Source organism: Caulobacter sp. NIBR1757 (genome assembly GCF_027912495.1).
Taxonomy (GTDB): domain Bacteria; phylum Pseudomonadota; class Alphaproteobacteria; order Caulobacterales; family Caulobacteraceae; genus Caulobacter.
In genome coordinates this window covers 661915-682105 of sequence record NZ_CP115463.1, presented here as the reverse complement: position 1 = coordinate 682105, position 20191 = coordinate 661915, and the positions used below count along the sequence as shown (strand labels likewise).

The window sequence follows — 20191 nt, the reverse complement described above, 5'->3', positions numbered from 1 at the left end:
GGGAGGCGTGATCCCATGCAACAGCTGATGGCCGTCGGGCCGACCACGTTCGACTGGCGCGAGGCGCCGGCGCCGCGCCTGCTGTCCGCCACAGACGCCATCGTGCGCCCGCTGGCGGTGTCGATCTGCGACGCCGACGTCCTCTACATGCGCGGCCGGCTGCCGGTCCGCGCCCCCTTCTGCTTCGGGCATGAGTTCGTGGCGGAAATCGTCAGCCTGGGGGACGAGGTCACCGGCTTTGGCGTCGGCGACCGGGTGGTGGTCGCCTTCCTGATCGCCTGCGGAACCTGCGCCGCCTGCCGGCGAGGCCTGCCGACCGCCTGCACGACCGTCAACGCCAAGGCCGCCTTCGGCTTTGGCATCTACGGCGACTGGGGCGGGGCCCTCTGCGATCTGATCCGGGTGCCGTTCGCCAGCACCATGATGGCCCTCCTGCCGGCCAATGTGTCGCCGGCGGCAGCGGCCAGCGTCGGCGACAACCTGTCCGACGGCTTTCGCTGTGTGGCCGAGGGGCTGGACGAGCAACCCGGCGCGCCCGTGCTGGTCGTCGCCGGCGGGGGCGGAACGCCCTCGGTCGCCCTCTACGCCGCCGCCATGGCCGTGGCCCTGGGGTCGGAACAGGTCGACTATCTGGACAGCGATCCATCCCGCCTGGCCATCGCCGAGGCCCTGGGCGCCCGGCCGATCGAAAGCGCCGCCGCGCCACGGCGGATGGGCTGCTATCCGGTCACGGTCGACGCCAGCGGCGATCCCACCGGGGCCTGGCTCGGCGCGGCGCTCCGGTCGACCGCGCCCTATGGCCGCTGCGCCAGCTGCGGCGTCTACCTGGGCGACGCTCCCGTGCCGCTGGGCGCCATGTATGACCGGGGCGTGCGCTTCACCATCGGCTGGAACAACCCCCAGGCCCATATGGCCAGGGTTCTTGAGCTGCTGGCGGCCGCCCCCGGCATGCTCGACCCCATCCACACCATCGCCCCCTGGAACGAGGCCATCGACCGGCTGGCCCAGCCGCCTACCAAGCTGATCCTGGCGCGTCCGGAAGCCCTCTGATCGCCGATCCGGACGGCGGGGGTGACGGCCTTATCTGAGATAGGCCTGGGCGAAGTAGAGCGCCGTGGTCACCACTGCGATGGTCAGGATGACGCCGCGCAGCAGCACCAGCGGCAGGCGCCGGCCAAGCTGGGCGCCCAGATAGCCGCCGGCTATGCCGCCGATCATGACCAGCAGGGTTTCTGGCCAGCGAACGTTCGCGGTCACGACAAAACAGACCACGGCCATGCCGTTGGCGGCCGCCACCATCAGGGTCCGGATCGGGTTCAGGGCCCGCAGATCGGCGGTGGAGGTCAGGCTCCAGGCGGCCAGCATCATCAGGCCGACCGCGCCGCCGAAGTAGCCGCCGTAGATCCCCAGGACGAGCTGGGCGGCCAGCACGAAGCGCGGGCCGGCATGAAGTCCCCGCGTCCTGATCCAGCCGGACAGCCGCGGACCGGCCGCCAGGGTGGCCGTGGCCAGCAGCAGCAGCCAGGGGATGACGGCGCTGAAAGCGCGCTCCGGCGTCAGCAGCAGCAGAACCGCCCCGACCAGCCCGCCCAGCAGGCTACACCACAGCAGGCTGGCGGTCGGGACCGGGCCGAACGGGCGGATGTCCTTCCGATAGCTCCAGGCGCTGGCCAGCGTGCCCGGAAACAGGGCGACGGTGCTGGACGCATTGGCCACCGTCGGCGGCAGCCCCATGAAGGCCAACGCCGGCAGGGCGACAAAGGTGCCTCCGCCCGCCACCGCGTTCATGACCCCGGCCAGCAGCCCCGCCGCCAGCAACAGGCCGGCGCTCTCTATCGACGGCAAGCGGCGGCTCCGGCGATGTCAGCCTGGGGACGCCTAGAGCACGCCATGGTCGCGCTCTTCCAGATAGGTGAAGATCGGGGCGTGTACGCCCGCCTTGCGGCGGATCTCGACCAGTTCGTCGGACTCGAAGAAGGCCCGGGCTCCGGCCAGGCTCCGCCAGCGCGAGAAGTGGATCACCTGGTTGGGATCGGTGTCGGCGGTCAGCACCTGAAAGCTGATTTCGCCGGCCGCCTTGCGGATGTCGGCGGCGTTGTCGAAGACGGCCTTCCAGGCCGGGTAGTCATCGACCTGATGGACGATCAGCACGAAGGTCATGGGTGTTCCGTCTCAAGGCGTGGCAGGGGGCGGGGTGGGGATATCCGTCGGGGCGTGAGGCTGGCGCCATCAAGGGTCGGCCGCGGGGGCCGTCGGTCATGACCCCACCAACCTGTCGTCACATCCGTCACCGTCATGGAGATGGCAATGGGTCTCGGCTCCCCGGCGGGCCGGGCCTCGCTGCAGAGGTCGTGAAACAGCTCCGCAAGGTCGGCCCGCGCCACCTCGTCCGCCGGCCCGAACAGGTGAAAGACATGGATCGAGATCGTGATCGTCTCGCCGCCCCGGTCCAGGCCTTCACCCAGGAAATGATCGCCATCGATCTCATCCACGACGACCCAGGCCGCCCCCTGACGTCCGTCCGCCGGCCGGTCGATGAGGTCCGTGGCGGCGCACACCGCCCGGGCCATTTTCGCCCGGGCCTGCGCGTCGAAAACGCCGGCCGGTACGTGGAGGAAGATGTCGGGCACGTCGCCCTTTCCGTGATCGCGGCGGGACCGGAACACTAGGCGGACTCCTCCCGGCGAACAGGGTCGGATGCGAAATGTTTCGCGGCGTTTTCGCCAGCGGACCAGGTGGCCTGGACACGCCTCCGAGCGCCGCAAGACCGCCTTGCGAATCTACTTTGACATATCTAAGTAAGGCTCGATCCTGGAGATATACGGCTGTGGCTGTTCCCTCTGTCGCGCTGCTGGAAAAGCTGGCCTTGGCCCGCGCCATTCCGTTCAAGCCCGAGCGGTTGCCACGATCCGGCTGGCTGCGCGCTTCGGACGGCGTTCGGCTGCATTACCTGGACTGGCCGGGCGGGTCTGAGACCCTGGTGCTGCTGCACGGCGGCGCCCTGTCGGCCCACACCTTCGACCTGCTGGCCCTCGCGCTGGGGGGCGCCGTCCGCTGTGTGGCCCTTGACCTGCGCGGTCATGGCGAGAGCGAATGGGCCGACGACTATTCGGTGGAGCGGTCGGCGGGCGATGTCCTGCAACTGGCGAATCATCTGGGACTGACGACGGTGCATCTGGTGGGCATGTCACTGGGCGGCTGTGTCGCCGGCCATGCCGCCCTCGCGCTCGGCTCCCGGCTGCAAAGCCTGACCTTCATCGACGTCGCAAACGCCGTGAACTTCGAGGCCAGCGCCCGTATGCGCGCCTTTATCGAGGCGGCCAGACCGGTGGCGCGCGTGGAAGACCTGGTGCGTCAGGCGCTGGCGGTCAGCCCGGCGACGGATCCTGATCTGATGCTCTACCGCTATCAAGCGCTGCTGAAGCCCGGCGCCGAGGGGTTTGGCTGGAAGGCGGACCGCCGCGTCCCCGTCGATTTCCCCCACATTCTGGCGCGCCTCGCCCAGCTCACCGATCTGGCTCCTCTGGTCGAATGCCCCGTCCTCGTCGTGAAGGGCGGGCGCAGCCGCGTGCTGACCCAGGCCGGGCTGGAAGCCTTCGCCGCCGGCTTTCCGGCCGGGCGGTGGGTCGTCATCCCAGGCGCGGGACACAACGTTCAGGAAGACCAGCCGGCCGCCCTGGCCCTGGCGCTGAAGGATGTTCTGGCCGCGAGCGCGGCCGCCGGATTTCTCACGCAGACGAAAAGGGACGGCGAATGAACCTGATCCAGAAATATGCCGAGCAGCGCGGCGTGTTCGAGACCGCCTACGACAGCGGCGACTGGGCGCCGCTCGGTGACTACTTCCACGAGGACATCATCTACGAGGTGATGAACATGCCCTTCCATTGCGTGATCCATGGCCGCGACCGGATGCTCGCGGCGCTGCGCTACTCGGTCGAGCGGTTCGACAAGCTCTGCATCCGCACCGTCGGCATCGATTCGATGATCCGGCAGGAAGGCGCCAATGTCCTGGTCCACAGCGGCATGCGGTTCGAGCGGGACGGCGCGCCCGCGACGACGGCGACCCTGTGGGAGATCGCCACCTATCGCGGCGACCGGATCGAGCGAATCCTCGACATCTACGACCCCCAATGTGCGGCGAGCTTCGAGCGCTGGATGGCGGACTGGGGCCAGGGGCTGGACCCCCGCTATCTGGCGGAAGAACCCTGACCCATCAGGCCAGACGCGACGTCGCCCAGGCCAGCAGGTCGTCGGAAGACAGGTCCGTCAGGCCGACGCTGCTCGGCAGGGCCTCGCCGGTCAGCGCCTGGGTGAAGGTCAGGGCGCTCAACAGCGCGATCAGCCGGCGGCTGTCGTCCAGGTCGGGAGCGGGCAGCTCCCGCTGACGGGCCTGGCTCGATCGCCAGTCATGGACGCCCAGCGCCAGGGGCTCGAGCATCCCGGCCCCGCTCGGCGACCACCCCGAAAGGCTCAGCCACATGATCAGCTTGGCGGTCCCCCGGCGGTCGTAGAGGTCGGACAGCATGCGGGCCGCCGTGGCGGGATCGAAGGCCGCCGGGTCCATCGCCGCCATGGCGGCGGCCAGGTCGTCGACGAACCTGCGGCCGGAAAACCGCAGCAGCGCCTCCAGCAGGCCCTCCCGGTTGCCGAAATGATAGTGGATGGCCGCATCGGTCAGACCCAGCGCGCGCGCGATCGTCTGGACCTTCACCCCGTGGGGCCCCTCCGCGATCAGGGCCCGCTCGGCGGCCTCCAGGATGGTCTGCCGGGACGCCTCGACGCTGCGTCGAACCCGCTTGCGCGCCGATCCCTCCATCCCGCTTCACGCTCCTTCCAATCTGGCGCCGAACCTAGCATCCAATTGCGGGGCTGGGGGAATGTCGAGCGGCCCGGCGGCTAGTCCAGGTCGTGGAACGAGACCATGTAGTGCTTGACCGCGCGGGGGCTGCGCACGTCCCAGATCACCGGCTCGCCCTTGGCGATCACCCAGCTGTCGCCGGCCGAGTACAGCACCGTCTGGCCCGTGGCCTCATTGGTCAGGGCCAGCTCGCCCTCGACCAGGGTCGCATGCTCATGAAACGGATAGACCAGCCGGTAGCGGCCCCGGGTGGCGGCGAACCAGCCGGCCGACAGGACCGAGCGGCCGTCGCCCATGATCGGCAGGCCGAAGAGGCGCACATCGCCCTCCAGGGTCTCGCCCCTCAGGTTCTCAGGCGTTCCCCAGGCTTTCAGCTCGGGAACGGGATCTCGCAGGAGCAGGGACAGCATGGCTTGGCTACCAGTTCAGCAGGCTTGAGGGCGGGACGATGCGGAAGCCGGGCAGCGGACCGCCGTGTCGCAGCACGGCCTCGGCCATGGTCACCGCCTGGCCGGTGATCAGCACGCTGGCGCCGCTCATGCGGGCGGTGAGGTCGGCGCCGCGTCCGGGAAAGGCCTGGTGGAAGGTCAGGGTCTCGACCCCCAGCTGCTCAGCCAGGATCGGCATCAGCAGGCAGTGCAGCGAGCCCGTCGCCGGATCCTCCGGGATGCCGAACCCCGGGGCGAAGAAGCGGTCGACGACATCGGGTTCGCCGTCCCCGCGGGTCAGGGCGGCGACCCCGACATTGCCCAGCCCGCCAAGCCCGCGCGAAATCTCTTCCAGCCGGGCGATGTCGGGCGTCAGCCTCCGCACCGTCTCGGCGGAGTCCAGCAGGGCGACCAGGTAGTTGCCGATCCATACCGCCACCGGCTCGGCCCCCAGGGCCCGCGCCAGTCCGGGCGGGGTCTCGATCCGCCGTGGCGTCACGGCGGGCAGCGCCATCTCGTAGCCGCCAGCCTCCCGCCGCACCTCCAGCGCCCCGGCCTGCGTCTCGAACCGCAGGCGCGCGGCCTCATGGCCCAGCTCGTCGAACAGCATATGGGCCGCCGCCAGGGTGGCGTGTCCGCATAGGGGAACCTCGGTGGCCGGGGTGAACCAGCGCAGGCCAAAGCCCGCCGGGTCCGGCGTGCGCAGCAGGAAGGCGGTGGCGCCGATGTTGTTCTCGGCCGCCAGGCTCTGCATCCAGCTGTCCGTCGGCCAGGCGGCGAAGGGCTCGAGCACGGCCGCCGGATTGCCCCGGAAGGGGCCTGAGGCGAAGGCGTCGATGAACCACTGGCGCATGTCGGGTCCTTGCATTGAGGTGATCGCCAGCATCGCCGCCGGCCGCCCGGGCGGAAGAGGCGATCTAGACAAGCTTCGCGCCGGTCCGGACAGGCGGCCCGATTGGCCTGAACGGCCCGATCGTTGTCCGGTCCCGCGCTTGGCCGGCGCGCCCACGGGGCGGCAGGGTCGGGCGACAATCCGGAGCCCCTCGACATGACCGACATCCTTCTCGAACCCGATCTGCTGACCGACTTCGACCCTCGCCAGATCACCCTGGAGGGCGCGACCAAGGTCGTTCACACGGCCGGCAAGGGGCCGGCGGTGATCGTCATGACCGAGATGCCGGGCATCAGCCCGCACGTGGCCCGCTTCGCCCGCTGGGTCCGCGACGCCGGCTTCACCGTCTACATGCCCTCGCTGTTCGGCAAGGACGGCGCCGTCCCCGGCGAGGACGAGGCGGCCGGCGTCTTCCGCCACGCCTGCGTCAGCGCCGAGTTCCGCGCCTTCGGGGCCGGCGCCTCCAGCCCGGTGACCGTCTGGCTGCGGGCCCTGGCCCGGCTGGCGCATGAGGAGTGTGGCGGTCCCGGCGTCGGCGCCATCGGCATGTGCTTCACCGGCAACTTCGCCCTGACCATGATGCTGGAGCCCTCGGTCCTGGCCCCGGTGGTGTCGCAACCCTCCCTGCCGCTGGACGATCCGGGCGGCCTGGAGATTTCGGCGGGCGACCTGGCGACAATCTCGAAGCGGCTCGAGGCCGAGGATCTGACGGTCATGGCCTATCGCTTCGCCGGCGACTCCTACTGCCGGGCCGAGCGTTTCGCCGCCTACGCCGCCGCCCTCGGCGATCGCTTCGTCGGCCGGGTGCTGCCCGACGCCGCCGCCAATACCGGACCCAAACCGCCCTTCTTCGAGAAGTTCGTCACCACCCCGCACAGCGTCGTCACCGTGCATCTGATCGACGAGGCCGGCCAACCGACCCTGGCCGCGCGCGACGAAATCCTCGGCTTCTTCACCCAGCGACTGGGAGGCTGATCAGACCTGCGCGGTGAGGGCGGCGCCGCGGATCTCGCGCGCGCCGGCCGCCCCTTCGCGCCGGAACAGCCGGCGCAGGGTGGAAGGTTCGGCATAGCCGACCCGCCGGGCGATTTCGTCGAAGGGCAGGCGGGTGGTCCGCAACAGGTCCAGCGCCCGCCGCACCCGCAGCTGCTGCAGGAAGCGCACCGGCGACAGGCCGGTGGCGCGGTGCAGGCGGCGGGCGAAGGTGCGCGAGGTCAGGCCGGCGGCCCCGGCCAGGTCATCGACCGCGAAGGTCTCCGCCAGCCGCTCCATCGCCCAGCGCTCGGCCGCCGCCACCCGCTCGTCCGACGTCGCCAGGAAGGACGAGGCCATCAGGCGGGCGGGGGAGGCGTGTTCGGTCATCAGCAGATGCCGCGAGCAGCGCTCGGCCAGCGCCCCGCCGGCGTGGCGCGAGATCAGCGACAGCATGAGGTCCAGCTGGGCCAACGGCGCGCCGGCCGTGGCCATGGCCCCGTCGATGACGACGCTGGCGTTCCGCTGCAGGCGCACCGCCGGAAAGCTGCGCGCGAACACCGTCGACAGCCACCAGGAGGTCGTCGCCTTGCGGCCATCCAGCAGACCCGTCGAGGCCAGCAGGAAGACACCGCTGCAGGAGGTGGCGATCTGGGCGCCCGCCGCCGCCGCCCGCATCAGCCTTTGCCGGGCGATCAGGGCGTCGTCCTCAAAGAATCGTTCCGCGCTGATCCCTCGCCCGGCCTCACGCAGGCTGGGCATGATCACCAGGTCCGGCGCCGCGCCGTGATTGCGCGGGTAGTCCACCCCCAGAAAGTCCCGGGCCGCCCCGGCCCCCGACCCGCTGAGCGCGACATTGAACGCCGCCGCCCCGCCGTCCTGTTGTTTCAGCCGGTTGGCGGTCTCCAGCAGGTCGAGGGTCAGGGACAGGCTGGAAGGCGCGGCGCCGGCCAGGACAAGGACATCGACGTTGATCACGGCGGGCACGACGCTTTTGAAACGATACGGAGCCGCACCGTCGCGCGCGCGGGGGCCGGCGTCGAACGCGTATCCCGCAGTGGCGGTTGAGAAAAACTCAGCTATTGTCCACTCATGGCGCGTCCATCCATCCCCCTGAACGCCCTGCGCGCCTTCGAGGCCGCCGCCCGTCACCAGAGCGTCAAGCAGGCGGCGCTTGAGCTGAACGTCAGCGCCTCGGCCGTCAGCCACCAGGTGCGCCAGCTGGAGGCCATGCTCGGCGTCGCCCTGTTCGTCCGCGACGGCCGGGGCGTGAAGCTCACCGACGACGGCGCCGCCCTGCTGCCCAAGCTGGTGCAGGGGTTCGGCCTGATCGAGGCGGCCCTCGACGAGCACCACGGCCGCCGCGCCCACGGCCCTCTTCGGATCAGCGTCCTGGAGCTGTTCGCCCACTGGTGGCTGCTGCCCCGCCTCAGCAGCTATCCCCTGGCCCGTCGCGGGTTCGAGCTGGAGATCGAGGCCTCGCAGCAGGTCGTCTCCTTCGACACCGACAACCTCGACGCCGCCGTGCGCATCGGCAAGGGCGTCTGGCCCGGCGTCACCAGTGATCACCTGTTCGACGAGCGGATGGGCGTCTACGGCCCGCCCAGCCTGGCCCTCGACACCGCCCCCATCTTCGTCTCCCGCCTGCGCCAGCAGGAGTGGCGCGACTGGTGTGCGGGCCCCAGGCCCCCGGTCGCCGCCACCGCCCCAATCGTGCTGGTCGAGACGGTTTCGCTGGCGCTGAAGGCCGCCCTTGACGGCGCCGGCCTCTGCTTCGCCGGAGACCGCTTCGCCGAGCGGGACGTGCTGACCGGCCGGCTGCGGCGCTTCGATGAGGCCGAGACGTTCAGCGAGCGTGGCGGCTTCTGGCTGGTCTATCCGCCCCGGGGCGCCCGTGATCCGCGCCTGCAGAACTTCCGCACCTGGCTGCTCGGCCAGGTCGCCGCAGAGCAGGCCATGACCCGCCTGTCGCATCCCGCCTGAAACCTGTCGAATCCGCCACTCCACCTGCCACGCGACCGTGGCGGATTCTGTGGCGCCCCATCCGTCTCCGAGACCCGCCATGACCCGCCCGCAACTCTTCGGCCGCAACGGTTCGCACTTCACCCGCCTGGTCCGCATGGTGGCCTTCGAGGCGGGGGTCGATCTCGACTTCCAGGTGATCGGCGACATCCAGGGGCTCGACCCCGCCGACTATGGCGGTCACCCTGGCCTGAAGTTCCCGGTCCTCGTGCGCGGCGAGGAGCGCACCTTCGGCGCCCTGACCATCTGCCGCCGGATCGTCGAGGCCGCCCCCGGAGAGGTCCGCATCCTCTGGCCCGAGGCCATGGACCCGGCCCTGCAGAACGCCTGGGAGCTGCTCTCCCACGCCATGCTGGCCCAGGTGCAGCTGGTCTTCGGCATCGCCATCACCGGCGTGCCCGCCGACCACCCCTATATCGTCAAGGCGGAGCGCGGCCTTGACGGCACGATGGCCTGGCTGAACGCCCGCCTGCCGGCGTTGCTGGCCGACCGACCGGCCGACCCGCTCAGCCTGTTCGAGATCGCCCTCTACTGTCAGTGGGAGCATCTGCGCTTCCGGCCGACCGTCCCGCTCGACGGCCACGACAACCTCGCCGCCTTCAGCGAGGCCTTTGGCGCGCGCCCTTCGGCGCTGGCCACGCCTTATCTGATAGACCGGCGCCTCTGAGCCGGCCGGCGGCGCGAAGTCTCCCCGAGCTCGACGTAGCGACAGGCGGCCGGCAGATGCCGCTCGTCCATCGGCGCCGAGGCAAAGCGCCCCTGCCACAGATAGCCGGTCCAGCCCTCGCGAAGGTTGATCCTGCGGGAATAGCGGCGGTGTGCATCGGCCAGGGCGGCGCGCAAACCATCCTCTGACGTCGGCGTCAGCACCAGATGCACATGATTGGGCATCAGGCAGTAGGCCAGGATATCAACCCTGGCCGCCTTGCAGCCCTCCGCCAGCAGCTCGCGATAGGCCCGGTAATCGTCATCGCCAAAGAAGGTCGGCAGCCGCCGATTGCCGCGCTGGGTGACGTGATGCGGCACGCCCGGGACGACAACGCGGGGATAGTCTGGCCATTCCGAGAGGCGGCCGGAAGGGGCGGCGGGTGTCAAAATCAGTATAGTGTCGCTGGGTTTTCCCCTCGGCAATGCGCCGTGAGCAATCCTGCCGCTTCCGTGCTACACGGCTGATGTCAATAGGATTGGTGCCGCCGCCGGCCAGTCGCGGATGAATGCAATTGGATTGCACTGGTTCAAGAAGGACTTAGTTCAGTCTCAGCACCAGAGAAAACCTCACCGTCGTACCGGCAGTGCGGCTCACCGTCTCCTCGGTCAGGCCTACTGTGCTAATCCTCGTTGTGATCCCGGTGCTGTTGAAAATGTCTCCCACAGTTAGCACTCCCGAGACACGATTGTTGAAGGGGTGCCGCCAGGTGAAGTCTGCTCGCGCGAAGGAGGAAATCTCGGCTTCATAGAACACTTGGGGGCCGAAATAGCTCACCGAGAGCTGGAGCTCATCGGGCTTTCGTCCCTCGATGCTCTGGGTGCGATAGTCGAGCTGAGCATTGGAAGACCAAGTGAAATCATCGCGCTCGCCGCCCTGTGGAACACGTTGTCTATTGCTGAACAAATTCAGAGACGCAGAATATTTCCATCGTTCGTCGACGCTGCCTCTAAGGGCAATTTCCGCCCCTCGCTCGTTCCGCTCGCCTGCGTTCTTGTAGCTTGTAAGTGTTAGGCCGCCTGGGGCGACTGACGTATACTGAGCCCATACGTCTGACGTGTTTCGATCGTACACGGTTACGTCTGCGCTGAACGTGTCCTTCGCATACTCCACCCTTAACTCTACGGAGTTTGTATACTCGGGCTCAAGATCCGGGTTGCCGATCCTCGCTGTCGTTTCACTCGTAACGATTAGGTACGGGTTGAGTTTTTGTACGTCGGGACGGCTGATCCGCCTTGAGTAACTGAGATTGACCTGAAAATGCTCGCCGACGGACCGCCTGAGGTGGAGACTCGGAAACACCGACAGATCGCTAATGTCTGCCGCCCCCGCGTCTGAGGAAAAATCAAGCCTACTGTGCTCAATGCGGGCGCCGGGCTTCACGGTCCACATCGCGAGCGGAAATTGTGCTGTGGTGTAGACCGCTCCGATAACGCGAGTTCCGACCACTCGGTCTTCAGAGGCAGGGCTAGGCCCGACTCCCGAAAGAATATCAAGTGATTGGGTGGTCTCCTCACTACTGTACTCAAGGACGGCGCCGCTTGAAAAGCTGGCGTCAGTGCCGAACGGCCTGCCGTAGTCAAATTTCAAAGCGCTATTGCGGGTCTTAATGGCCGAGGAAACGCGATATCGGCTGTCGGCGGATGACGGATCAGCGAGGTTCACATGCACCAAACTCTCCAGGTCCCAGTCGAGGTAGTCTGCAGTGACTGATGCTTTGAGCGTTTCGCCCTCTGTGGCGCCGCTGTGCTCGTAGTCTAAGCCGACCCGTGCGCTGAGAGAATCGTCCGGCCGTTCGCTGCGCTGCTCGAACTGTTCGTAGCCTACAGCCCGACTAGAAATCTGCTGATCCCCGACGCGCTTAACGGCTTCGACCGAAACCGTCCAAGTATCCTTGGTGTTTGGCCGATACGAAAGTCGCCCCGACAGCCGGCCGCGCGTTTCTTCGCTCTTGGTACGCTCGCTTTGCTCCAGAAGCATCGAGAGGCCGCCAGCTGAGGGAAAAACCTCACGACTGATATGGGCTGAGCCCTCGCCTTTCTCGGACGCCAAACCAAGCGAGCCATCCACTGTCCATCGGCCTCTGGTCAGCGAGGGGGCCAACGAAAACTGTGCCCCACCCAAGCTATTTACGGTGGCAGAAGTAGAGCCTGTGAGACCAGGTGTGGTCCGCTTGCGGGTAACGATGTTGATGATGCCGGCTGTGCCGCTCGCGCTGTAATCGGCGGAGGGGTTGGTCATGACCTCAACGCTGCCAATCTGGCTGGCCGGGAGAGACTTGAGCAAGGCATCGGCATTCACTGGCCGCTTGCCGTCTATCAAGATTGTTACGTCGCTGTTTCCCAGCAGCTGTACTCGACCACTCCCGGAAACGCTGACAGACGGCAACTTGCCGAGAATTTCCAAGGCGTTGGATGTTTGGGCTTGGGGGTCATTGCTGACAACGTAGGTTCGCTTGTCTATCTCGCCTTTTGCGCCGGGCTCTACGCCCTTGATTTCAACTTCGGTAACGAGGCCCGGCTCAGCTTCCTGATCAGATTCCGCCGGCGCCGGGCCACCCTGGCAAGGCGCACTTTGTAGAGCCAGGGCTAGAATCCAGGAGATCATCCAACAGTACTCTCGACTCAGGTCAGGTCAGTGCTGGCGAGCATGGCGCTGAACTAGATTTTCAACAGCTTGCGAATACGAGACGGTGTCTGACGAGTTTTCGCGCAACACCAACGATCCAGTTACTAGATCGTATATCCGATCAGCGCTCTTCCACGCGTCCGGCCGATGAGCAATCAGAACGATTGTTGCGCCTGTAGTTCTCAGCCGAGTCAGAATGACGGCTTCGGTTTCGACGTCCACATTCGACGTAGCTTCGTCCAAGATAAGGATCTTAGCTTTTGACGCGACCGCGCGCGCCAGTAGAAGGCGTTGCCGCTGCCCGGCCGATAGGCCCCCACGCGCCTCGCTTACATTCGTCGAAAGCCCCATCGGTAGCTGTTTGACGAAGTCTAGGAGGCAGACGGTCTCGAGCGCATGCGTTATGTCTTCGTCAGTCATCCGATCATCGAATAGAGCGACGTTTTCGCGGATCGACGCGTCGAAAAGCTTGTCGGTCTGCAGGACAGCCGAGACATCTGCCTGACCATCTGCAGCGCGACCGCCCACCATGACGCGGCCGGCCGTTGGCGAATCTAACCCGCAAATCAGTCTGGCTATCGTTGTCTTTCCGCAGCCTGAGGCACCTGCGATGACCACAAAATCGGCAGGCTGAACTGCGAGGTTGAGGTCTCGAAGGACCAGCTCAGAAAATGGGCTGTACCTGAAATCGACAGCTTCAAACACGATCCCCGGCAGACTGGTGATTTCATCCTGTACTAAACGCTCATCGGGCCCGTACGGCATGAACAGATCGTCCGCCTGCCGAATGTTGGGGCCAAAAGAAATTGCTTGGCCGTACAGCCCGATCAGTGACGTGACACTTTGAGTCAGTGCGACCTTATACGCCCCAGCCGCCACGAAGCCACCGACTGTGATCAGCCCGTTCTTCATAAGAATGGACGCCAGGAACGAGAAGGAGAGCAGATCAACGGCCTTGATAAGGTTAGAGCCGGTGCCGATGGCTGCCCGGCGAACGGCAATTCCGGCCTCAGCGTCGACGGACGCGCGTAGGGTCTCCACATACTTTGCCTTCAAGCCGCTCAGCTTATTTGCCCGACGAAACAAGGGGAGTTGAGCAAGGGCGTCGCCAATAAAGCGCCCCTTTCGTTGGCCCGCTTCGAATAGGCGTACGGACGCACCAAGAAGGCCTCTTTCGGCGAAGAAATCTATGCTGCCAGTTATAGCTATCAAGGGCAGGCAGATTGCCAAGATCCACGGAGAAAGGTGTGCCAATGCCGCCAGCGAGACGATCAGTGAGGTGAGCGCGATTGTCAGCGTCGCCGATGAGTTGTTTATGAGTCGAACGACACCGTCGGCCGACCCCACAACGTTTCTGACCCCATCGGTGGGTAATGACTCAAACCAGCGATTTTCCTTACGCCCAAGCCGCGTGAAGAGCATATCGCCCATGTTGAGGCCGGCAGATCGAGCGACACGCTGAGCGACGTAGATTCCAGCCGCTACAACAACGCCGGTCATGGCCGAAACAAGAACATAGAGGAGCGTGGCCCCGCCAAATTCCTTGAACTCGCCGGAGGGTGACTGGTTGTCGATCAACTTCGCCGTAACTGTCGGAAGCGAGAGGAGTAAAAGCTGAGTCAGTACTGTAAGCAGCACAAGCAGCGAGAGCCCCTTCGGCTCGAAGGCCCGCAATGCTGCCAAAATGACCAGTGGCACCTGCCGCTTGGATGGGGTGGGCAAGAGCGTAGAGTCGACGCCCCCCAACGTTACCGCAAACTTTGACAACTGGCCGGTTAGGGATTCGAACGCCACGCGCGCCCAGCCAAACTCCGGATAGAAGATTGTTAGCGTCCGGCCGGCGCGCCGCGCTACGACAACGTAGTGGCCTCGCTGCAGGAGGAGGATAGAGGGTATTGGCATTTGCTCGATAATGGTCGGGTCGAACGCAACCGCTTCGGCCGCGCCACCGCAGGCCCGGACGGTGTCCCGGACTTGCCGGATCGTTAGCCCTCGGGACGAGCCGCCGACATGACGTCGAATGTCCTGTACGCCAATCCTCGCTCCAAAGAGGGCGAGCATGGCCGCCGCGCACACTAGTCCGCAGTCACCAGGTTGAATCTGAAGTTCCAGGTTACGCGGGAGGCGCACGGCCGCACTTTCATAGAACATTAGGACGAAACGTCCACGAGTTCAGCCTATACTGTCGTTCGCGGGGCAGGTATTGTGGTTCGAACATCCGGTATTCTGGGTGTCCCTGCATTGAACTTTGTTTGTGCAGCCGTCATTTCTACCGCTGCAATAGGTGTTAACTGACCCCTCGCTATCGCCTCCCCCTACGAGGGTCAGCGAATTCTCAAGTAGGGTTAGGTCGCTATCTGTCAGCACAACCATTCCGAACTGATCTATCGCAATCGGCCTTTGAGTCATTCTGCGGCCCTTCCGTTGGCGCTCTCAGGCGCGTGTTGTAGTGGTAGAACGATGATGCCAGCTTCTAGGCATTCTGCTGGCTGGCCGTGGCGCGCGTCCGTGGCGCTACCAGGTGCATGCTTTGAAGTGGGCAGGCGAGGCTACCAGCATCGAGATCAATGAAGCCACGGACCCACGGAGCCAATTTTTCGTTGTCGATGGTCAGGGTCCCATCCGGGTTGATCTTGCCTATAGTGTTGCGGTCGTCGTCGAAAGCGACGGTACATTTGGCCAATCGCCCGTCGGCTCGAACCAACAAGGAGTTGGGTTTCGCCGCATAGCAGATGTACCCGCCCCCTTCGGCCATCTCTTCACTCCGACGCGATCCGGCGGACTCGCTGGAAAGTCGCGTAGCAAAGGCTTCCATACTCACGGATGACTGCGCATCGCCGTTTTGTCTGGCGCGCGGCGTAGCCTCGGCAAAGACCCTTCGAAAATGGGTCTCCAGTTCGAAGAGCTCGGACATCGTGACAGGTCGTTGGATGGTCTTGCCGCCTGTGCCTCCAAGGTCTCGGAGATGCTGGAAGTCGAGCCGGAAACGCTCGTCACCGCTAAATTCTTCGCCGACTTGACGCATGAGTTCATCCAGGTCAGCGATGTTCTCGCGCCTGACGTGGACGCGAAGAACGATTTCAAACTCACGCTCCAACGCCTTGATGGCGCGGAGATTGCGCCAGATCGCATCGAAACTCCCTCGACCGTTGGCATACTTGCGGACGGCGTCATGGGTGGCGCCCCAGCCATCGAGCGTGATCTGAAAAAAGTTCTGATTGCAGTCTAGGAGGTGCACCATAAGTTCGGGGGTCAGTTGGACTGCATTGGTCGTGAGGCCGCCGCTAAACCTAACGCCATGGCGTTTACACAGCTCAGCAGCGAACCGTGAGAGACGAAGCACGACGTCTTTGGCCACCAACGGTTCACCGCCAAACCAACTGAAGTTCAAATGCTGTAAATCGGGCACCCGCCGCGCAAGCAGCTGTTCGATGGCAGACTGTGTTTCGTCGGACATCCGACCGATTGCGAAATCCTCGTAGCAATAGGTGCACCGGAGATTGCACTTCTCAGTCGGAAGAAGGATGAGCTCGAAACGACGATTGGTTACAGCCCCGACAATCTGGTGCGGCGAGAACCCGCCGATCAGACCATTGTCCATCGACACTGCCAACCCTGGTTCCAAAGTACTTCCCCCTCAAGACCTGCCTCGCCCGAAACGAGCGTCGTTGGTAGCAAGTATACTAAGTAATTAGATGAAACGTCCGTCGCGTAATTGTGTGGCGCGTGCCTCCACCGACTTAAGCCGTGATCAGCTGATACCGTCATCCATGGCGCAAGCAGGTCGATTGGTGCAGTTCGTGTTGCGCGAATTTTTGCAGCTGAACGAATTTATGCAGTCGCCATTGGTGGTGTCGGTGCAGATTTGGGAGTTCGTCGTCGTGACCCCATCACCACCAGCCATCATGAAATGAGCTTCCAGCTCCGATAGTCGCTCATCGGAAAGCGTGATCTGACCCGATTGGTCCAACGAGATTGCGGCCATGTCCCCCCCCCCCTAAGTCCAGCGCAATCACAGCGCGAATAGAAAAGTAGTGCTTATCTTGGCGGGCGGTGTCAATCCCGACTATCCAAGCGGAAGTCGTTGCGTCGCGTCGATCGACTAGGATTGATGATTCTAACTGCCTTGCCGTGACCGCCATCGCCCCCTCGGAAACCCGGGGACACTATATCGATTTCCCTGCCCTCACCCCCACCCCCTCGCCTTCCGATCCCGCGCGCGTCCGACGATCTCCGCCTCCGGCCGGGTCAGCAGCTCCTGCACCCCCTCCGCCCAGCCCTTCTCATGGGCGGCGATCTCGATGCCGCACACCCGCAGGAACCGCGCCAGGGCCAGGGATTTGTCGGCCAGTTTCAGGCGGGTGACGCGGGTGGTGGCGCCGGAGGGGTCGGTGCGTTCGACGAGGGTGACTTCGCGGATGGCGCTGGCGCGGTCGCGTTCCAGGCGGGCGAGGTCGACCTCCAGCGCCCCGTCCGGGCGGACGATGGCGAAGTCCAGGATGTTGGCGAAGGCCAGCCGGCGCAGCTCCTCGAGGGCGGCGTATTCGACATGGAGGCTCGTGGTCCGGCCGGGCTCGGGCGTGGCCAGCAGGGCCTTGACCCGGGGATCACGCAACAGCTTGTAGCCGCTCCAGCGGGCCGAGGCCGGGGCATAGCCGGCGCGGCGGGCGGCGGCGCTGGCGCGGCCGTCGAGGCGGTACTCCTGGACGAACCGCTGCTGCAACGCGGTCAGGGGCCGGACCTCGCCGGTCGTCTCGGGCGGCGGGAGGAGCGGCCGGACCTGGGGCGGCCAGACCGGGGGAGCGGTCTCGGGATCGGTCACTTGATCTGTCACGGGGGGCGGTCCTCTTCTCAGGCTGGGGGAGGGCCGCTTATCGAAGCGGCAGGACCATTATCCCATGCCGGGCCGGCGCAAGGCCCCCCAAAGCGCCTCAAACCCCCGGCCGGCGGGGGGCGCGCTGACTTTTACCCAGGCTAAATTATCGGCCGCTGACACGGCCCTTGCCCCAAAACGGGGCGGACGTCCGGCCCGTAGCCCGCCGCGTGGCCCTCGCCGACCCACAAACCCCGCGCCCCGGCCACGCGCCGACCTACGCCGCGACCCACGCCCACAGGCGCCCGGCCACCGCCAAACCCACGCCGGCCGGGGCCGCGCGCGCCCTCGCCCGCCTATCGGAAAATCACCGCCTGTTTTTGTAGCCCGGGGTATAATGGTGGGCCGCTTCGATAGGCGGACACCGCGCCGGCGGCCTTGCGGCCCGACGTTTCGGGGTCCGGCGGCAAAGTCGCCGGAACATGAAAATCCAGTAATGATGCAGGAGAAACACAGGTCCGGCGCCGACCTGCATCATGACCAATAAGTAACTACTCCGACCGGAGCGCTGCCTATAGCCAACTGTTGCAGTGTCGGGGCGCGCGCCCCCGCGTCCCTGGGGGAGATTGTCTGATGACGTCGTTACGTATCCGCCTGTTGCTCGGCGCCGCCGTCATCGCCATGGCCGGCTCGGCCCAGGCCCAGACCGCGACGGCTCAGACGGCCCCGCCCGCCCCGGCCGGCAAGCCCGCGGCCAAGGACGCCGCCACCGTCGAGGGTGTCGAGATCAAGGCCGCGCCGGGCGAGGTCCGCACCTCGATCGACTCCACCAGCTATTCCCTGGCCAATGACCTGCAGGCCAAGACCGGCACCCTGGCCGACGCCCTGCGCAACATCCCCAGCGTCGATGTCGACCCGCAGGGCAACGTCTCCCTGCGCGGCGATTCCAACGTCACCATCCTCGTCGACGGCCGCCCCTCGGGCATGCTCAGCGGCGACGGCCGGGCCCAGGCCATCCTGTCGTTGCCGGCCGACCAGTATGCGCGCGTCGAGGTGATGACCAACCCCAGCGCCGCCTACAGCCCCGAAGGCTCCGGCGGCGTCATCAACCTGATCACCAAGCCGACGGCCCCCAAGCAGGGCCAGTCCTTCACCGGTTCCCTGCGCGCCAACATCGGCCAGGACGAGCGCTGGAATGTCGGGGCAAGCGCCAACTGGCAGAAGGACAAGCTGACCCTGTCGGGCGACCTCGGCCTGCGCCACGACGTCGGCGAGCAGTCCGCCAGCCGGGTCCGCGAGCGCCTCGATCCCCTGACCGGCGCCGTGATCTCCACCACCCGCCAGACCCAGACGGTCGAGGGCCCGTCCGACGTCGTCTATGGCCGCTTCACCGCCGACTACCGGCTGACCGACAAGCTGACCGTCACCGGCGAGCTGCGCGGCAACCTGATCGACAACACCGGCGACAGCCAAGAGGCCTACGAGACCGCCGACGCCGCCGGCCTGGTCACCAGCCGCTACAGCCGTGACAGCGACGCCGGCTTCTCTGGCGATAACCTCGGCGCCACCCTGCGCACGGTCCAGCGTTTCGACGGCGCCGGCCACGACTGGACCAACGAGGTCCGCTACGACCGCAACAAGGGCCACGTCTTCCAGGCCGCCCGCACCGACTACGACGTCCCCGCCCTGCCGGACCTCTACGAGCGGATCGACAACCGCTTCCTGCTCAATGTCCTGGGCTTCACCAGCGCCTACGTCCGCCCGATGCCCGACGACGGCAAGCTGAAGGCCGGCTACGAGCTCGACTACCGCGACATCGGCTTCAACACCGGAACCAGCCGCGGCGCGGCGAAGAACGCCCTGATTCCCGACCCCCTGGTGACCAACGAAATAGACGTCAACCAGGCGGTCCACGCCCTCTACGTCACCTACGAGCGGCCGTTCGGCAAGCTCTCGGCCCAGGTCGGCCTGCGGGCCGAATACGCCGACATCCAGCTCAACCTGGTGACCACCGGCGCCGAGGCCGACCAGAGCTACAGCCGCCTCTACCCGACCCTGCACCTCGGCTACCAGATCAGCGACGCCCAACAGATCAAGGCCAGCTACAGCCGCCGCATCCAGCGCCCGCAGCCCTTCCAGCTCAATCCCTTCGTCAGCTACCAGGACCCCCTGAACCTGCGCTCGGGTAACCCGGACCTGGAGCCCCAGGAGACGGACGCCTTCGAGGTCATGTGGCAGCTGCGGGCCGGCCAGACCTTCTACCAGGCCACCGCCTATCTGCGGGACACCGACAAGGCCTTCACCGACGTGGCCACCGACATCGGCGGCGGCGTCCTGCTGACCCGGCCCGAGAACCTCGGCTCGCGCCGCGACTACGGCGTCGAACTGGTCGCCAGCGGCCCGATCACCAAGACCCTGAAGTACAACGCCAGCGTCAACCTCTACCAGCAGGAGATCGACGCCGCCGGCCTGCCGGGCGGCGAGGATCGCTCGGGCACGGTCTACAGCGGCCGCGCCAGCCTCAGCTGGCAGCCGACCCCGGAGGACTTCCTGCAGCTGTCGGGCTTCTACCAGGGCGAGTCCCTGACCGCCCAGGGCAAGCGCGAGGCCGGCGGCATGCTGAACCTCGGCTACCGCCGCAAGCTGACCGAGAAGCTGGCCTTCCAGCTCACCGCCCGCGACCTGCTCGACGACTTCGGCGACACCACCACCGCGCGGACCGCCAGCTTCACCGACCGCAACGAGCGGACCTTCGGCGGCCGGGCGGTGTTCATCGGCCTGACCTGGACCTTCGGGGCTGTGCCCAAGCGCGAACGCGACCCGACCTTCGACTTCTCGGCCCCGCCGACGGGGGGCTGAGGGGCGGGTCCCG

The 20191-nt window shown here is 66.2% G+C and carries 20 protein-coding genes; 8 read left to right on the top strand and 12 right to left on the bottom strand.

The features are described 5' to 3' along the window. Positions 1 to 15: 15 nt before the first annotated feature. Positions 16 to 1050, top strand: coding sequence for an alcohol dehydrogenase catalytic domain-containing protein (locus O5I81_RS03210; RefSeq protein WP_271067501.1), 1035 nt, complete (start codon positions 16 to 18; stop codon positions 1048 to 1050). Positions 1051 to 1080: 30 nt separating this feature from the next. On the opposite strand, the gene O5I81_RS03205 is transcribed toward O5I81_RS03210, so the two are convergent. From O5I81_RS03205 to O5I81_RS03195, 3 genes are read right to left on the bottom strand one after another with little or no spacing between them, the layout of a single operon-like run. Further along, entirely contained in the window at positions 1081 to 1845 is a 765-nt protein-coding gene (locus tag O5I81_RS03205) for a sulfite exporter TauE/SafE family protein (protein ID WP_271067500.1), read from the bottom strand. A gap of 33 nt (positions 1846 to 1878) precedes the next feature. Then, positions 1879 to 2160 carry an antibiotic biosynthesis monooxygenase gene (locus O5I81_RS03200; protein WP_271067499.1) on the bottom strand — a complete coding sequence of 94 codons (282 nt, stop codon included), beginning with the start codon at positions 2158 to 2160 and terminating at the stop codon, positions 1879 to 1881. After that, entirely contained in the window at positions 2157 to 2630 is a 474-nt protein-coding gene (locus tag O5I81_RS03195) for a hypothetical protein (protein ID WP_271067498.1), read from the bottom strand. Before O5I81_RS03195 ends, O5I81_RS03200 begins: the two co-directional genes overlap by 4 nt. Positions 2631 to 2827: 197 nt before the next feature. Here O5I81_RS03195 and O5I81_RS03190 point away from each other — a divergent pair, with 197 nt between their 5' ends. After that, positions 2828 to 3757, top strand: coding sequence for an alpha/beta hydrolase (locus O5I81_RS03190; RefSeq protein ID WP_271067497.1), 930 nt, complete (start codon positions 2828 to 2830; stop codon positions 3755 to 3757). Then, on the top strand, positions 3754 to 4209 hold the full coding sequence (locus O5I81_RS03185; RefSeq protein WP_271067496.1) for a nuclear transport factor 2 family protein: 456 nt from the start codon (positions 3754 to 3756) through the stop codon (positions 4207 to 4209). Before O5I81_RS03190 ends, O5I81_RS03185 begins: the two co-directional genes overlap by 4 nt. A gap of 4 nt (positions 4210 to 4213) precedes the next feature. On the opposite strand, the gene O5I81_RS03180 is transcribed toward O5I81_RS03185, so the two are convergent. The 3 genes from O5I81_RS03180 to O5I81_RS03170 form a co-directional block, all read right to left on the bottom strand. Next, positions 4214 to 4816, bottom strand: coding sequence for a TetR/AcrR family transcriptional regulator (locus O5I81_RS03180; protein ID WP_271067495.1), 603 nt, complete (start codon positions 4814 to 4816; stop codon positions 4214 to 4216). Positions 4817 to 4896: 80 nt separating this feature from the next. Beyond that, complete coding sequence (locus tag O5I81_RS03175; protein ID WP_271067494.1) at positions 4897 to 5268, bottom strand: cupin domain-containing protein; 372 nt, start codon at positions 5266 to 5268, stop codon at positions 4897 to 4899. 7 nt (positions 5269 to 5275) lie between these two features. After that, positions 5276 to 6139 carry a PhzF family phenazine biosynthesis protein gene (locus O5I81_RS03170; RefSeq protein ID WP_271069095.1) on the bottom strand — a complete coding sequence of 288 codons (864 nt, stop codon included), beginning with the start codon at positions 6137 to 6139 and terminating at the stop codon, positions 5276 to 5278. Positions 6140 to 6334: 195 nt separating this feature from the next. Between O5I81_RS03170 and O5I81_RS03165 the strand changes: the two genes are divergently transcribed. After that, positions 6335 to 7153, top strand: a complete 819-nt coding sequence (locus tag O5I81_RS03165; protein ID WP_271067493.1) for a dienelactone hydrolase family protein — start codon at positions 6335 to 6337, stop codon at positions 7151 to 7153. On the opposite strand, the gene O5I81_RS03160 is transcribed toward O5I81_RS03165, so the two are convergent. Next, on the bottom strand, positions 7154 to 8137 hold the full coding sequence (locus O5I81_RS03160; protein ID WP_271067492.1) for a helix-turn-helix domain-containing protein: 984 nt from the start codon (positions 8135 to 8137) through the stop codon (positions 7154 to 7156). It abuts the gene before it with no gap. 105 nt (positions 8138 to 8242) lie between these two features. Here O5I81_RS03160 and O5I81_RS03155 point away from each other — a divergent pair, with 105 nt between their 5' ends. Both O5I81_RS03155 and O5I81_RS03150 read left to right on the top strand, forming a co-directional pair. Continuing rightward, the gene (locus O5I81_RS03155; RefSeq protein WP_271067491.1) at positions 8243 to 9133 is read left to right on the top strand and encodes a LysR family transcriptional regulator; all 891 of its coding nucleotides are present in this window, start codon (positions 8243 to 8245) and stop codon (positions 9131 to 9133) included. Positions 9134 to 9212: 79 nt separating this feature from the next. Next, positions 9213 to 9839, top strand: a complete 627-nt coding sequence (locus O5I81_RS03150) for a hypothetical protein (protein WP_271067490.1) — start codon at positions 9213 to 9215, stop codon at positions 9837 to 9839. Here O5I81_RS03150 and O5I81_RS03145 read toward each other — a convergent pair. The 4 genes from O5I81_RS03145 to O5I81_RS03130 all read right to left on the bottom strand — a co-directional run bounded on the left by O5I81_RS03145 (position 9815) and on the right by O5I81_RS03130 (position 16107). Further along, positions 9815 to 10198, bottom strand: coding sequence for a transposase (locus tag O5I81_RS03145; protein ID WP_271067489.1), 384 nt, complete (start codon positions 10196 to 10198; stop codon positions 9815 to 9817). The two genes, O5I81_RS03150 and O5I81_RS03145, sit on opposite strands and share 25 nt — an antisense overlap. 220 nt (positions 10199 to 10418) lie before the next feature. After that, positions 10419 to 12485, bottom strand: a complete 2067-nt coding sequence (locus O5I81_RS03140) for a TonB-dependent receptor (protein ID WP_271067488.1) — start codon at positions 12483 to 12485, stop codon at positions 10419 to 10421. 27 nt (positions 12486 to 12512) lie between these two features. Further along, positions 12513 to 14657 (bottom strand): ATP-binding cassette domain-containing protein, encoded by a 2145-nt coding sequence (locus tag O5I81_RS03135; RefSeq protein ID WP_271067487.1) that lies wholly within the window; start codon positions 14655 to 14657, stop codon positions 12513 to 12515. 322 nt (positions 14658 to 14979) lie between these two features. Beyond that, positions 14980 to 16107, bottom strand: a complete 1128-nt coding sequence (locus O5I81_RS03130) for a radical SAM protein (protein ID WP_271067486.1) — start codon at positions 16105 to 16107, stop codon at positions 14980 to 14982. A 94-nt stretch (positions 16108 to 16201) separates the two neighbouring features. Between O5I81_RS03130 and O5I81_RS03125 the strand changes: the two genes are divergently transcribed. Further along, complete coding sequence (locus tag O5I81_RS03125) at positions 16202 to 16420, top strand: hypothetical protein (RefSeq protein ID WP_271067485.1); 219 nt, start codon at positions 16202 to 16204, stop codon at positions 16418 to 16420. Positions 16421 to 16692: 272 nt separating this feature from the next. On the opposite strand, the gene O5I81_RS03120 is transcribed toward O5I81_RS03125, so the two are convergent. After that, positions 16693 to 17340 (bottom strand): terminase small subunit, encoded by a 648-nt coding sequence (locus tag O5I81_RS03120; protein WP_271067484.1) that lies wholly within the window; start codon positions 17338 to 17340, stop codon positions 16693 to 16695. A gap of 612 nt (positions 17341 to 17952) precedes the next feature. Here O5I81_RS03120 and O5I81_RS03115 point away from each other — a divergent pair. Next, on the top strand, positions 17953 to 20178 hold the full coding sequence (locus O5I81_RS03115; RefSeq protein ID WP_271067483.1) for a TonB-dependent receptor: 2226 nt from the start codon (positions 17953 to 17955) through the stop codon (positions 20176 to 20178). Positions 20179 to 20191: the final 13 nt, after the last annotated feature.

Bases quoted from the DNA above. Each gene is read 5' to 3' on its own strand.
- O5I81_RS03210 (WP_271067501.1), top strand. From the start codon at position 16: ATGCAACAGCTGATGGCCGTCGGGCCGACCACGTTCGACTGGCGCGAG.
- O5I81_RS03200 (WP_271067499.1), bottom strand. From the start codon at position 2,160: ATGACCTTCGTGCTGATCGTCCATCAGGTCGATGACTACCCGGCCTGG.
- O5I81_RS03185 (WP_271067496.1), top strand. From the start codon at position 3,754: ATGAACCTGATCCAGAAATATGCCGAGCAGCGCGGCGTGTTCGAGACC.
- O5I81_RS03180 (WP_271067495.1), bottom strand. From the start codon at position 4,816: ATGGAGGGATCGGCGCGCAAGCGGGTTCGACGCAGCGTCGAGGCGTCC.
- O5I81_RS03175 (WP_271067494.1), bottom strand. From the start codon at position 5,268: ATGCTGTCCCTGCTCCTGCGAGATCCCGTTCCCGAGCTGAAAGCCTGG.
- O5I81_RS03170 (WP_271069095.1), bottom strand. From the start codon at position 6,139: ATGCGCCAGTGGTTCATCGACGCCTTCGCCTCAGGCCCCTTCCGGGGC.
- O5I81_RS03165 (WP_271067493.1), top strand. From the start codon at position 6,335: ATGACCGACATCCTTCTCGAACCCGATCTGCTGACCGACTTCGACCCT.
- O5I81_RS03155 (WP_271067491.1), top strand. From the start codon at position 8,243: ATGGCGCGTCCATCCATCCCCCTGAACGCCCTGCGCGCCTTCGAGGCC.
- O5I81_RS03150 (WP_271067490.1), top strand. From the start codon at position 9,213: ATGACCCGCCCGCAACTCTTCGGCCGCAACGGTTCGCACTTCACCCGC.
- O5I81_RS03140 (WP_271067488.1), bottom strand. From the start codon at position 12,485: ATGATCTCCTGGATTCTAGCCCTGGCTCTACAAAGTGCGCCTTGCCAG.
- O5I81_RS03135 (WP_271067487.1), bottom strand. From the start codon at position 14,657: ATGTTCTATGAAAGTGCGGCCGTGCGCCTCCCGCGTAACCTGGAACTT.
- O5I81_RS03130 (WP_271067486.1), bottom strand. From the start codon at position 16,107: ATGGACAATGGTCTGATCGGCGGGTTCTCGCCGCACCAGATTGTCGGG.
- O5I81_RS03125 (WP_271067485.1), top strand. From the start codon at position 16,202: ATGAAACGTCCGTCGCGTAATTGTGTGGCGCGTGCCTCCACCGACTTA.
- O5I81_RS03115 (WP_271067483.1), top strand. From the start codon at position 17,953: ATGACGTCGTTACGTATCCGCCTGTTGCTCGGCGCCGCCGTCATCGCC.